The organism is Pseudomonas karstica (assembly GCF_009707515.1).
Lineage (GTDB): Bacteria > Pseudomonadota > Gammaproteobacteria > Pseudomonadales > Pseudomonadaceae > Aquipseudomonas > Aquipseudomonas karstica.
The window spans coordinates 1-13046 of the sequence record NZ_WLYI01000017.1; the positions used below are offsets into that span (position 1 = coordinate 1).

Below are 13046 nucleotides of genomic sequence, written 5' to 3' on the forward strand. Positions count from 1 at the left end.
TGCCCAGGCTGTCAGGCCGTGGCCGAGGCGATTGTCGCCGGCGGGCTGGAAAGCTATTACCAGCACCGCAGCGAAGCCTCGGCCAACCCCGAGGCGTTGCCGGTGCAACGGGTGGACGAACTGGCACTGTATGACCGCGCCGATGTGCAGCAACCTTTCGTGCGTCACGAGGGCGAGTTGGCCGAAGCCACGCTATTGATGGAAGGTATCAGCTGCGCCGCCTGTGGCTGGCTGATCGAGAAACACTTGCGCAGCCTGCCGGCCGTCGCCGAGGCCCGGCTGAACCTGTCCAATCATCGCTTGCACGTACGCTGGGCCGATGCGCAATTGCCCCTGAGCCAGGTGCTCAGTGAGCTGCGCCATATCGGCTATGCTGCCCACCCCTACCAGGCCGACCGCGCCGCCGAGCAACTGGCCAGCGAAAACCGCCTGGCCGTGCGCCAACTCGGCGTGGCCGGACTGTTGTGGTTCCAGGCGATGATGGCAACCATGGCTACCTGGCCGGAATTCAACATCGACCTGAGCCCGGAACTGCATACAATCCTGCGCTGGGTCGCGTTGTTTCTCACCACGCCCATTGTCTTCTACAGTTGCGCTCCGTTTTTCAAGGGGGCCATGCGCGACCTGCGCACCCGCCACCTGACCATGGACGTCTCGGTGTCCCTGGCCATCGGCGGCGCATACCTGGCCGGGATCTGGACCGCGATAACCGGGGTGGGCGAACTGTATTTCGACGCGGTGGGCATGTTTGCCCTGTTCCTGCTGGCTGGCCGCTACCTGGAGCGCCGCGCCCGAGAACGTACCGCCGCGGCCACCGCGCAATTGGTCAACCTGTTGCCAGCCTCGTGCCTGCGCCTGAACGCCGACGGCCAGAGTGAACGGATTCTGCTGACAGAGTTGGCACTGGGCGAGCGTGTGCTGGTGCATCCGGGGGCCATTCTGCCGGCTGACGGCATGATCCTCGACGGCCAATCCAGCATCGACGAATCCCTGCTGACCGGCGAATACCTTCCACAGTCACGGCACGCCGGCGATGCCGTCACCGCCGGCACCCTTAATGTAGAAAGCGCTCTGATCGTTGAAGTCCGGGCGTTGGGCCATGACACCCGCCTGTCGGCCATCGTGCGCTTGCTGGAGCGGGCCCAGGCGGAAAAACCACGCCTGGCGCAAATCGCCGACCGCGCAGCCCAATGGTTCCTGCTGTGCTCACTGATTGCTGCGGCCGTGATCGGCCTGGTGTGGTGGGAACTGGACGCCTCGCGGGCGTTCTGGATTGTCCTGGCGATGCTGGTCGCTACCTGCCCTTGCGCCCTTTCACTGGCAACGCCAACTGCCCTGACCGCTGCCACCGGTACCCTGCACAAACTCGGCCTGCTGCTGACTCGCGGGCATGTGCTCGAAGGCCTGAACCAGATCGATACGGTGATTTTCGACAAGACCGGCACCCTCACCGAAGGGCGCCTGGCCCTGCGTGCGATTCGCCCACTCGGCACGCTGGACAGCAATCATTGCCTGGGCCTGGCCGCGGCCCTGGAAAACCGTTCGGAACATCCGATTGCCCGGGCGTTCGGCCGCGCGCCGCTGGCGGCCGACGAAGTGCTCAGCACCCCGGGGCTCGGGCTGGAGGGGCGGGTGGGCGAACAACGCTTGCGTATTGGCCAGCCAGCCTTTGTCTGTGAGTTGAGCCGCTGTCCGGTCCCGGCATCACCTGACGAAGCAGGTCAATGGCTGCTGCTGGGTGACAGCGAAGGCGCCCTCGCCTGGTTTGTCCTCGACGATCGCCTGCGCAGCGATGCCCCAGCCCTGCTGGCAGCCTGCAAGGCACGGGGCTGGCGCACCTTGCTGCTGTCCGGGGACAGTTCCCCGATGGTCGCCAGCGTGGCAATGGAGTTGGGGATTGACGAAGCTCAAGGAGGCCTGCGTCCCGACGACAAGCTGCAAGTGCTACAACGGCTGCACCAGGAAGGTCGCAAGGTCTTGATGCTCGGTGATGGCGTCAACGATGTACCGGTACTCGCCGCCGCCGATATCAGCGTGGCCATGGGCTCGGCCACCGACCTGGCTAAAACCAGCGCCGACGCCGTGCTGTTGTCCAATCGCCTGGACGCTCTGGTACACGCCTTCACCCTGGCCCGTCGTACTCGCCGGGTGATTATTGAAAACCTGCTGTGGGCCGCGCTATACAATGGCCTGATGTTGCCCTTTGCCGCCCTTGGCTGGATCACCCCCATCTGGGCGGCAATCGGCATGTCTCTCAGTTCGTTGACCGTGGTGCTCAACGCCCTGCGCCTGACTCGCCTGCCGACTGCAGCGGCGCTGAGCCCCACCCTCGTAACCCGCCCGCTACCGGCCTGAGCCGCGCGGGCATGGAGTATCGATGCCAGCTCTTTACGTGATGATTCCGGCGGCGCTGCTGATCGTTGCCATCGCCATTTATATCTTCTTCTGGGCTGTGGACAGCGGCCAGTACGACGACCTCGACGGCCCGGCCCACAGCGTGCTGTTCGACGATCAGGACCCGAACCACCTGGCGGCGGTCGATGAGGCCAATGGCCCTGAACAACCTTCCTCCCCCAAAGACCCGCCCCATGCTTGAGCTCGCGCCTTTACTGGTCTCGGCGGTCATTCTCGGACTGCTGGGGGGCGGTCACTGCCTGGGCATGTGCGGTGGGTTGATGGGTGCGCTGACCCTGGCGATTCCCAAGGAACAGCGCAGCCGGCGTTTTCGCCTGTTACTGGCCTATAACCTGGGACGAATCCTCAGCTACGCCAGCGCCGGCCTGCTGATCGGCCTGGCAGGCTGGGCCGTGGCAAACAGCCCGGCGGCGGTGGTCATGCGTATCTTCGCCGGCCTGTTGTTGATTGCCATGGGCCTCTACCTCGCCGGCTGGTGGAGCGGCCTGACCCGCATCGAAAGCCTCGGACGCGGCCTGTGGCGGTATATCCAGCCCGTTGCCAACCGTTTATTGCCGGTGTCCAGCCTACCTCGGGCTTTGCTGCTGGGGGCGCTCTGGGGCTGGCTGCCGTGCGGGTTGGTCTACAGCACGTTGCTATGGGCCGCCAGCCAGGGGAATGCGCTGGACAGCGCCTTGTTGATGCTGGCGTTCGGCCTCGGCACCTGGCCGGTCTTGCTGGCCACCGGGCTGGCAGCCGAACGCATCACCGCCTTGTTGCGCAAGCGCAGCGTGCGAATGACCGGCGGCTTGCTGGTGATGCTGTTTGGCCTCTGGACCTTGCCTGGCCCCCACCAGCACTGGTTGATGGGGCATTAGAATAGCCTGTGGCATAATGCCGCTCCCTGTTGATGCAAATCAACATGGCTCCCTGCCCCACCCCCTAGACTCGGCCCCCTAGCCTACCCGGGGGACCGCCCGCATGCTCGACGCCATTCGTTGGGACACTGATTTAATTAACCGCTACGACTTGGCGGGGCCACGCTACACCTCGTACCCCACCGCCGTTCAGTTCAACAGCCAGGTCGGCACCTTCGACCTGCTCCGCGCCCTGCGCGCGAGCCGCAAGGCTGTGCGACCGCTGTCGCTGTATGTGCATGTGCCGTTCTGCGCCAACATTTGCTACTACTGCGCCTGCAACAAAGTCATTACCAAGGACCGCGGTCGGGCCCAAGCTTACCTGCAATGCCTGGAGCAGGAAATTCAACTGATAGCTTGCCACTTGGACCCCAGCCAGAAGGTCGAGCAACTGCACTTTGGCGGTGGCACCCCGACCTTTCTCAGTCATGGCGAGTTGCGCCAAGTGATGGCCCAGTTGCGCCGGCACTTCAATCTGCTAGACGATGATTGCGGCGACTACAGCATCGAGATCGACCCACGGGAAGCCGACTGGTCTACCATGGGCCTGCTCCGTGAGTTGGGCTTCAACCGCGTCAGCATCGGCCTGCAAGACCTCGATCCCGAGGTGCAACGGGCAGTCAATCGACTGCAAAGCCTGGAAGAAACCCGGGCGGTGATCGATGCCGCGCGCACCCTGCAATTTCGCTCGATCAATATCGACCTGATCTACGGCCTGCCCAGGCAGACGCCTGCACGTTTTGCGCACACAGTGGAAGAGATCATCAACCTGCAGCCGGACCGCCTGTCGCTGTTCAACTATGCCCACCTGCCAGAGCGCTTCATGCCCCAGCGGAGGATCAACAACAATGACCTGCCTGCACCCGCGCAGAAGCTGCAGATGTTGCAAACCACCATCGAACAGTTGACGGCAGCGGGTTATCGCTACATCGGCATGGACCATTTCGCCCTGCCCCATGACGAACTGGCCATCGCCCAGGAAGAGTCCACCCTGCAGCGCAATTTCCAAGGCTACACCACCCACGGTCATTGCGACCTGATCGGGCTCGGGGTGTCGGCCATCAGCCAGATTGGCAAACTGTACTGCCAGAACAGCAGCAACCTGAACCACTACCAGAACACCCTGGCCGGGGCACAACTGGCTACCAGCCAAGGCCTGGTGTGCAGCCTGGATGACCGTTTACGGCGGGAAGTGATTCAGCAGTTGATCTGCAATTTCAACCTGACATTCGAGAAGATCGAGCAGGCCTTCAATATTGATTTTCGCGGGTATTTCGCAGCGCTCTGGCCGCAACTGGAAGCAATGGCCAGTGAGGGGTTGATCGAACTCGACGTCCAGGGCATCCGCGTTTTGCCGGCGGGGCGCTTGCTGGTGCGTTCGGTGTGCATGGTGTTCGATGCTTATCTGGAGCACCAGGACCGGCAGCGATTTTCACGGGTGATCTGACAGCAGATTATTTCATTACCAGGCTGGCCTGACTGTCCTCCAACACGGTACCCTTACATATTATGCGTGATTTACCACAAGGATTTAAGAAATGTCCGAGCCAGTCAAACTGCGCGCCCACAGTCAGGCTCACTGCAAGGATTGCAGCCTCTCCCCTCTCTGCCTGCCACTTTCGCTGAATCTGGAAGACATGGACGCGCTGGACAAAATCGTTAAACGTGGGCGCCCGCTGAAAAAAGGTGAGTTTCTGTTTCGCCAGGGTGACCCGTTCAATTCTGTCTATGCAGTGCGCTCGGGCGCCTTGAAAACCTTCAGCCTGAGCAATGCCGGCGAAGAACAGCTCACCGGCTTCCACCTGCCCAGCGAATTGGTTGGCCTGTCGGGCATGGATACCGAAACCCACCCGGTGTCGGCACAAGCGCTGGAGACCACTTCGGCCTGTGAAATCCCCTTCGAGCGCCTGGATGAACTGGCGCTGCAATTGCCGCAACTGCGCCGACAGCTGATGCGCGTCATGAGTCGGGAAATTCGCGACGACCAACAGATGATGCTGCTGTTATCGAAGAAAACCGCCGACGAGCGCATCGCCACCTTCCTGGTCAACCTCTCTGCCCGCTTCCGTGCCCGGGGCTTCTCGGCCAATCAGTTCCGCCTGAGCATGTCGCGCAATGAAATCGGCAACTACCTGGGGTTGGCGGTGGAAACCGTATCGCGGGTGTTCACCCGCTTCCAGCAGAACGAGTTGATCACCGCCGAGGGCAAGGAAGTGCACATCCTCGACCCAATCCAGCTCTGCGCCCTGGCCGGTGGTTCCCTGGACGGTTAATAAGAACACGGGGATCCAGGCTTCTGCGACCGAGCCGGTCACTTCGGTCGCAGGTTATACTGCGGGACCGCCCCTCTTCCCAGGACACCCTGACGATGGTCTTCGATTCATTCGACATAAAATCCCTGATTCGCCCAGTCATCGACTTCCCCAAACCTGGGGTGATCTTTCGCGATATCACACCCCTGTTCCAATCCCCCAGGGCGTTGCGCCTGGTGGCGGACAGCTTTACCCATCGCTACGTCGAAGCCGACTTCACCCACATCGGTGCAATGGATGCCCGGGGCTTCCTGATCGGTTCGATCATTGCCTATCAACTGAACAAGCCACTGGTCCTGTTCCGCAAACAGGGCAAGTTGCCAGCGGATGTGTTGAGTGAGGGTTACCAGACCGAATACGGGGAAGCGTTCCTGGAAGTGCACGCAGACAGCCTGTGTGAGGGTGACTCGGTGCTGATGTTCGATGACTTGATCGCCACTGGCGGCACCCTGATTGCAGCCGCCAACCTGGTACGGCGCATGGGCGCGCACATCTTCGAAGCAGCGGCGATTATCGACCTTCCTGAACTGGAAGGGTCCCAGCGCCTGGAAGATATGGGTATCCCGACATTTTGCCTGACCCAGTTTGCGCTGACGGAGAAATAGACCGGGCTACAAGCCCATCTGCTTGCTGATGATTTCATTCATCACTTCCCGAGTCCCACCGCCGATGGAGAGGATCCGGTTGTCCCGGCACAGCCGCTCCACCAGGCTGCCACGCATATAGCCCAACCCCCCGAGGATCTGCACCGCATCGTAGGTCACGCGGTCGGCGGTGTCGGTGGCAACATTCTTGGCCATGGAAATCTCCTTGATCACACTGTTGCCGGCCGCCATCTTGGCCGCCTGGCGGTAAGTGAACTCCCGGGAGACTTCCACCGCAGTGGCCATTTCCGCCAGGCGATGCTTGAGTACCTGAAACTTGCCGATGGGTTTGCCGAAGGCTTCCCGCTGGGCAGCCCATTTCAGGCTTTCTTCCAAGGCAAGTTGCGCGGTCATGTTGGCCATCAATGCCAGGGCCAGGCGTTCGCTCTGGAAGTTACCCATGATGCAGGCAAACCCCATGTTCTCAACACCGATCAGGTTGCCTACCGGCACCTGGCAATTGTCGAAGAACAACTCGGCGGTGTCCGAGGCCCACCAACCCATTTTTTTCAGCGGCTGGCCGACGGTAAAGCCGGGGGTGCCCTTTTCAATCAACAACAGGCTGATGCCGCCAAAGCCTGGCCCACCGGTACGCACCGCCACGGTATAGAAGTCGGCGCGCACACCACTGGTGATAAAGGTCTTGCTGCCACTGACCCGGTAGTGGTCGCCATCGCGCACCGCACGGGTTCGCAGGCTGGCGACATCAGAACCACCAGCGGGCTCGGTGACCGCCAGGGCCATGATCTTCTCGCCGGACAGCACTTGGGGCGCCACCCGCTCACGTACTTCGGGACGAGCCCATTTGACGATGGGCGGCAGGCCGATATCCAGCGAACCCAGCCCCGCCACCACGCCACCTGAACCGCAGCGCATCAGCTCCTCGCTGGCAGCTATCTTGGCGAACAGATCGCCTTCGTGACTACCGCCGAGGACTTCGGGATAACCAATACCCAGAATGCCTGCAGCACCGGCCTTGAGGTACAGTTGCCGAGGAAAGGCCTCGGCCTCCTCCCATTGCTCGATGTCCGGCAGAATCTCGCGCTCGACAAAGCGGCGCACGCTGTCGCGGACCAGTTGGTGGCTGGGGTCGAAGTATTCCTGATAGGCGGGCATCGGCAAGCTCCATGCAAGGATGGAGTGAACTTACCAAGCGCTTGCTTGGTTTACAAGCAAGCGGTATCTACAAGGCTATCGGCTTACGTCCGGCAAACGAGTGGGCCAAGGTACCGCCATCAACCAGCTCCAGCTCACCACCCAGCGGTACACCGTGGGCAATACGCGAAGTGATCAACCCTTTATTGGCCAGCAGTTGGGCGATGTAATGCGCCGTGGCCTCGCCTTCCACCGTCGGATTGGTGGCCAGGATCACTTCAGTGAAAGTGCCCTGCTCTTCGATACGCTCCACCAGTTGCGGAATGCCAATGGCCTCCGGGCCCAAGCCGTCCAGTGGTGACAGGTGCCCCTTGAGCACAAAATAGCGTCCGCGAAAACCGGTCTGCTCCACCGCATACACATCCATCGGTCCTTCGACCACGCACAGCAGCGTGTCGTCACGACGAGGGTCGGCGCATTGCGGGCAGAGTTCTTCCTCGGTGAGGGTGCGGCACAAACGGCAATGGCCTACCCCTTCCATGGCTTGGCTCAAGGCCTGGGCCAACCGGGAGCCGCCACTACGATCACGCTCCAGGAGTTGCAGCGCCATGCGCTGGGCGGATTTCTGGCCGACGCCTGGCAAAGTGCGCAACGCGTCGATCAGTTGACGAATCAGGGGGCTGAAGCTCATGTGGGCAAGGTCCAACAAAACAACGAGACGCGGTTTATACCCGCGCTCCGGATTAGCGTCAAATGCTCAATCTTGTGCGGCACCCACCCAGCAAACCGACAAAGGCTTCGCACGCTGGTTTCAGGCCGTCGACCGCGAATGTCGGATTGTGCGAGGGTTCGATAGACAGGCCCCGGCAATCTGCACTTCAAAAAAAGCCAGGCGCGAAGCCTGGCATTTTCATTTTCCGCCTGTCGATCAGAACGGTAACTTCATGCCCGGCGGCAGTTGCATACCAGCGGTCACACCGGACATTTTGTCCTGGTTGTTGGCTTCGATCTTGCGCACGGCGTCGTTGACGGCCGCGGCGAACAGGGCTTCGAGCATTTCCAGGTCATCTTCGCCAACACCTGGCAATACGCTTGGGTCAATGCTCACACGCTTGATGTCGTGACGGCCCGTCATCACCACACTGACCATGTCGCCACCCGCTTTACCGGTGACTTCGGCGTTGGCCAGTTCTTCCTGCATCTTGGCCATCTTTTCCTGCATCTGCTGCGCCTGCTTCATCAGGCCGGCCATGCCACCTTTCATCATGGGAATCACCTCAAAAGTACGTGGGTCAAGACAGCGCCGTACCCTGTGGATACGACGCCTTCAATTATTAGCCCTGTGCTGTCACCAAGGCTTCGACAGGCTCAATAGTATCGTGCCGCACTACCGCACCAAACTGTTCCATCATCTGCTGGATAAGTGGATCACCATGGATCGACTCTTCGGCCTCGCGCTGACGGTTGACCCGACGACGGGACGCGGCCTGGGCCGGGGTTTCCTGTTCAGGCTTGATCAACTCGATGCTCACCGTCAGCGTGCGCCCGTGATACTGGTTCAGCGAGTCGTTGAGCCTGCGTTGCTGGGTCGCGTTGAACAGCGCGCTATGGGCCGGGTCCAGGTGCAGCAGCCAGTGATCACCTTCAATGGCGATCAGGGTGCAGTTGGCGGCGATGCTGCCGGTCATGCCGGAAATCGGCAGCTTCGGGAACAACTCCAGCCATTGCAGGGCCAGGCCGGTGGCCGGCATCGCCGCCGGTTCCGGTTCGGGCTCCGGAGCGGGCTCGGCGGTATGTTCGCTCGCCAGGTCATCCAGGTAACTGTAGGCCGAATCCATGTCCGGCTCGATGTAGTCTTCGTCCAGCGGCGGCTCGTCATCCAGGTCGATATCGGGGATGGCAGTGACCACCTCGGCGATGGTCGGCTCCGGCACGGGGCCCGACACCAACTCCGGCGCGTCCGGCACCACACTGTCCGGGGTCGGCGTGGGCATGGGTGTCAGTTCCGGCTGCTCGCCGATGGTTTCCAGAACAGGCTCGACGGCAGGCTGTTGCTCGACGACCGCTTCTACCGGGTCATTCCACGGCAGGTCGACCACTGCTTCCACCGGCTCTGGCTCTGGTTCCGGCGCGACAATCGGCTCGGGGACAGCTACCGGCTCGGCAACAACGGGCGCCGGTACAACAGGCGCTGGCTCCGGCGAAACCACCGGCGCGCCAGCCACTGGTTTGGCGGAATCAACTGTGGCCTGGCTGATCCCCACTGGCTTTAGCGGCTGTCTCGGTGCGCCTGCCGTATCGGCAGGCCGGAATGCCAGCATCCGTAACAGAACCATCTCAAACCCACCTCGTGGGTCCGGCGCCAAGGGCAAGTCACGACGACCAATCAGGCCCATCTGGTAATAGAACTGCACATCTTCGGCTGGCAGCGCCTGGGCCAGGGCCAACACACGGTCGCGGTCGCCATGACCGTTGTCGACCCCTTCAGGCAATGCCTGGGCAATGGCAACCCGGTGCAACACATTGAGGATTTCCGAGAGCACGCCGTTCCAGTCCGGACCTTGCTCGGACAGGTGGCGCACGGCTTCAAGCAATGCCTTGGCATCACCTTCAATCAATGCATGCAAGACATCGAATACCTGACCATGGTCCAGGGTGCCAAGCATTGCCCGCACATCGGCGGCCATGACCTGGCCTTCACCAAAGGCGATAGCTTGGTCGGTGAGGCTCATGGCATCACGCATCGAGCCATCGGCGGCGCGACCTAACAGCCACAGCGCGTCGTCTTCAAACGGCACATTCTCCACCCCGAGGACATGGGTCAAATGCTCGACCACCCGCTCCGGGGTCATGTTTTTCAGGGAGAACTGCAGGCACCGCGACAAAATCGTTGCTGGAAGTTTCTGCGGGTCAGTGGTTGCCAGGATGAACTTGACGTAGGGCGGCGGCTCTTCCAGGGTTTTCAACAGGGCGTTGAAGGAATGGCTGGAAAGCATGTGCACTTCGTCGATCAGGTAGACCTTGAAGCGGCCGCGGCTCGGGGCGTACTGCACGTTGTCCAGCAGCTCGCGGGTGTCTTCGACCTTGGTACGGCTCGCGGCGTCGATTTCGATCAGGTCGACGAACCGCCCTTCGTCGATTTCCCGACACACGGAGCAGGTGCCGCACGGCGTCGAGGTGATGCCTGTTTCACAGTTCAGGCACTTGGCGATGATCCGCGCAATGGTGGTCTTGCCGACACCCCGGGTACCGGTGAACAGGTAGGCGTGGTGCAGCCGCTGGCTGTCCAAGGCATTGATCAGAGCCTTGAGCACATGGGTCTGGCCGACCATTTCGCGGAACGAGCGCGGGCGCCATTTACGTGCAAGAACCTGATAACTCATCGAAAACCGTCGCAACTGGGAAGCAGAAGCGGGTAATGCTAGCGGAGCAGGGGGGAAATTGCATCTGGCACGCTCACCTAAACGCTTATGCCGATGAGAATCCCCGCAAAAAATCGACGACTTCGTCCAGGCATAAACCGCTGGGCACCCGCCAACCCGATTGCCTCACCCTCCCGTCAACCACTGTACCGGCGGTGCAAAGCCATCGACCCATGCAGGCACCTCGCCGGCCGGCATGGGGCGGGCAATAAAATACCCCTGCGCCACTTCGCAGCCCATGCGCATCAGCAACTGGCCATGCTCCAGGGTTTCCAGGCCCTCGGCGATCACTTCACGACCAAATGCCCGGGCCAGGCCGATGACCGCACTGGTCAGCGCCAGGTCATCCTTGTCGTGGAGGATGTCGCGTACAAAAGACCTGTCGATCTTGATGGTCTGAGTGGGCAAGCGCTTGAGATAGCTCAGGGACGAATAGCCGGTGCCGAAATCATCCAGGGAAAACTGCACGCCCAAGGCCTGGCAGGCTTCAAGGTGCTGGGTGACTCGCTGGATATGGTTGATGGCCACCGACTCGGCAATTTCCAGGTCGAGCATGTGCGGTTCGACATCAGGGTGCAATGCCAGTAACTGCTGCAGACACTCGACGAAATCCGCCCGCTGGAAATGCCGCGCCGCGATGTTCACGCTGACCGCCCAGTAGTGCCCTGCCTCTTGCCATTGGCGCATCTGGCTCAGGGCCTGGCCCATCACCCATTCGCCAATATCGACGATCAGGTCAGTCTGTTCGATCAGCGGCAGGAAATCCCCCGGCGCCACCAGCCCACGCTCGGGGTGCTGCCAGCGCAACAGCGCCTCGAACCCCACCACCGTACCGCAACGCAAATTGACCTTGGGGTGGTAATGCAGGCATAACTCGCCCGCCGCCAAGGCCTGGCGAATCTGTTCCACGGTCTGGCGGGTGGCCTTGACCTCTTGTTCCAGGGAGACATCGAACAGTTGGAAGCGATTGCGCCCGTTCTGCTTGGCCACATACATGGCTTGGTCGGCGTGGCGCAGCAGTGTGTCAGCGTCTTCGTCATCGAGGGGAAACAAGGTGACGCCAATACTGGCAAACACATTGATTTGCGCGCCCAGGATCAAGTACGGCTCGGAGATAGCCTTGAGGATACGCACCAACGCGCCGTTGAGTTCGTCGATATCGCGCACATAACGCAGGATCAGCACAAACTCGTCACCGGCAAGCCTGGCAACCACATCTTCGCCACGAATGATCTCCCGCAGCCGGCCGGCCACCTCCACCAGCAACAGATCGCCACACGCATGACCGTAGCCATCGTTGACCGCCTTGAAGCCGTCGAGGTCGAGCATGCATAGCGCCAACGGGCTGTCTTCGCTGCGGGAAAACTCCAGGGACTGGTTGAGCAACTCGGATAAATAGGCACGGTTGGGCAAGCCCGTCAGCACGTCATGGCCGACCCGCCACTGCAAGGTGTGCAACAGTTGGCGCTTTTCACTGACATCAAAGCGAATCGACACATATTTCTGCACCTGCCCGGTCTGCTCGTCGAGCAACGGCACCATGGTGCTGTCGACCCAATGCAGCGTCCCGTCCTTGGCGCGGTTACAGATTTCGCCGCGCCAGACCCGGCCCTGGCCGATGGTGCTCCACATCCCCTGGAAAAACGCCTCGGGGTGCAGCCCGGAACTGAGGATCCGATGGTTCTGCCCCAGCAACTCTTCGCGGCTATAGCCAGATATGCCGCAAAACTGATCATTGACGTAGGTAATGCAGCCTGCGAGATCAGTCTCGGAAAAAATGGCGGCTGCATCCACGGCCCTGCGGTATTTCTCGTCCATGAATCAGGCTCACATTGGCTAGCGGTTGAACCGCTCGACCAGAATGTCAGCCGCGGGAATAAGCCGTTGTTGCTCTCCAAAAGCTTGTTCAACAGCGGTGACCAGCAAGTTGAGACGCACGTTAAAACTCCATGAACAGCATTCGATCGCTAACCACCTGCCGAGCAGGCCGGTTAGGCGGATATGTATTTCTAGTCTGGCTACACCGTCAGTAGGCTGCTTGGGCACAACCGAGAGAGATGCCCCAGTACTGACGAGCGACCTTTGAGCCCCTGCCAAGCGACCGTTTTTTGGGCTCTTTTATGAGAGCAGGGAGAAAGCAATGATTTCCGGTTTCATAACCCTGCCTTCTGAAACGAGACCACCAAATACTTATCTTAAATTCAAATTCTACGAACTGCATCACATTTTGCAAGAAAAGGTGATGTCATAAGCGGTTGCCTA

The 13046-nt window shown here is 60.9% G+C and carries 11 protein-coding genes; 6 read left to right on the plus strand and 5 right to left on the minus strand.

The genetic code is table 11. The features are described from left to right. From GIR22_RS13565 to GIR22_RS13590, 6 genes are all read left to right on the plus strand, one after another. The coding region (locus GIR22_RS13565) for a heavy metal translocating P-type ATPase (RefSeq protein ID WP_154743822.1) at positions 1-2355 on the plus strand (2355 nt) is incomplete at its 5' end. Between the two features lie 22 nt (positions 2356-2377). Then, entirely contained in the window at positions 2378-2596 is a 219-nt protein-coding gene (ccoS, locus tag GIR22_RS13570) for a cbb3-type cytochrome oxidase assembly protein CcoS (RefSeq protein ID WP_154743823.1), read from the plus strand. Beyond that, positions 2589-3272, plus strand: a complete 684-nt coding sequence (locus tag GIR22_RS13575; protein ID WP_154743824.1) for a sulfite exporter TauE/SafE family protein — start codon at positions 2589-2591, stop codon at positions 3270-3272. Before ccoS ends, GIR22_RS13575 begins: the two co-directional genes overlap by 8 nt. A gap of 103 nt (positions 3273-3375) precedes the next feature. Beyond that, a complete protein-coding gene (gene hemN / locus GIR22_RS13580) occupies positions 3376-4758 on the plus strand; it encodes an oxygen-independent coproporphyrinogen III oxidase (protein WP_154743825.1) in 1383 nt (460 codons plus the stop codon). Between the two features lie 91 nt (positions 4759-4849). Continuing rightward, positions 4850-5584, plus strand: a complete 735-nt coding sequence (gene fnr / locus GIR22_RS13585; RefSeq protein WP_154743826.1) for a fumarate/nitrate reduction transcriptional regulator Fnr — start codon at positions 4850-4852, stop codon at positions 5582-5584. Between the two features lie 95 nt (positions 5585-5679). Next, positions 5680-6228: an adenine phosphoribosyltransferase gene (locus tag GIR22_RS13590; RefSeq protein WP_154743827.1), complete on the plus strand. Its 549-nt coding sequence runs from the start codon at positions 5680-5682 to the stop codon at positions 6226-6228. Between the two features lie 6 nt (positions 6229-6234). Here the strand turns inward: GIR22_RS13590 and GIR22_RS13595 are convergent, their stop codons facing one another. The 5 genes from GIR22_RS13595 to GIR22_RS13615 form a co-directional block, all read right to left on the minus strand. Continuing rightward, positions 6235-7383 carry an acyl-CoA dehydrogenase family protein gene (locus GIR22_RS13595; protein ID WP_154743828.1) on the minus strand — a complete coding sequence of 383 codons (1149 nt, stop codon included), beginning with the start codon at positions 7381-7383 and terminating at the stop codon, positions 6235-6237. A 67-nt stretch (positions 7384-7450) separates the two neighbouring features. Further along, positions 7451-8053, minus strand: coding sequence for a recombination mediator RecR (gene recR, locus GIR22_RS13600; RefSeq protein ID WP_154743829.1), 603 nt, complete (start codon positions 8051-8053; stop codon positions 7451-7453). A 237-nt stretch (positions 8054-8290) separates the two neighbouring features. Continuing rightward, positions 8291-8629, minus strand: coding sequence for a YbaB/EbfC family nucleoid-associated protein (locus tag GIR22_RS13605; protein ID WP_154743830.1), 339 nt, complete (start codon positions 8627-8629; stop codon positions 8291-8293). A gap of 67 nt (positions 8630-8696) precedes the next feature. Continuing rightward, entirely contained in the window at positions 8697-10745 is a 2049-nt protein-coding gene (dnaX, locus tag GIR22_RS13610; protein WP_154743831.1) for a DNA polymerase III subunit gamma/tau, read from the minus strand. A 165-nt stretch (positions 10746-10910) separates the two neighbouring features. Further along, positions 10911-12602: a putative bifunctional diguanylate cyclase/phosphodiesterase gene (locus tag GIR22_RS13615; RefSeq protein ID WP_154743832.1), complete on the minus strand. Its 1692-nt coding sequence runs from the start codon at positions 12600-12602 to the stop codon at positions 10911-10913. Positions 12603-13046 lie beyond the last annotated feature (444 nt).

Coding starts and splice junctions, on each gene's coding strand:
- ccoS (WP_154743823.1), top strand. CDS start 2,378: ATGCCAGCTCTTTACGTGATGATTCCGGCGGCGCTGCTGATCGTTGCC.
- GIR22_RS13575 (WP_154743824.1), top strand. CDS start 2,589: ATGCTTGAGCTCGCGCCTTTACTGGTCTCGGCGGTCATTCTCGGACTG.
- hemN (WP_154743825.1), top strand. CDS start 3,376: ATGCTCGACGCCATTCGTTGGGACACTGATTTAATTAACCGCTACGAC.
- fnr (WP_154743826.1), top strand. CDS start 4,850: ATGTCCGAGCCAGTCAAACTGCGCGCCCACAGTCAGGCTCACTGCAAG.
- GIR22_RS13590 (WP_154743827.1), top strand. CDS start 5,680: ATGGTCTTCGATTCATTCGACATAAAATCCCTGATTCGCCCAGTCATC.
- GIR22_RS13595 (WP_154743828.1), bottom strand. CDS start 7,383: ATGCCCGCCTATCAGGAATACTTCGACCCCAGCCACCAACTGGTCCGC.
- recR (WP_154743829.1), bottom strand. CDS start 8,053: ATGAGCTTCAGCCCCCTGATTCGTCAACTGATCGACGCGTTGCGCACT.
- GIR22_RS13605 (WP_154743830.1), bottom strand. CDS start 8,629: ATGATGAAAGGTGGCATGGCCGGCCTGATGAAGCAGGCGCAGCAGATG.
- dnaX (WP_154743831.1), bottom strand. CDS start 10,745: ATGAGTTATCAGGTTCTTGCACGTAAATGGCGCCCGCGCTCGTTCCGC.
- GIR22_RS13615 (WP_154743832.1), bottom strand. CDS start 12,602: ATGGACGAGAAATACCGCAGGGCCGTGGATGCAGCCGCCATTTTTTCC.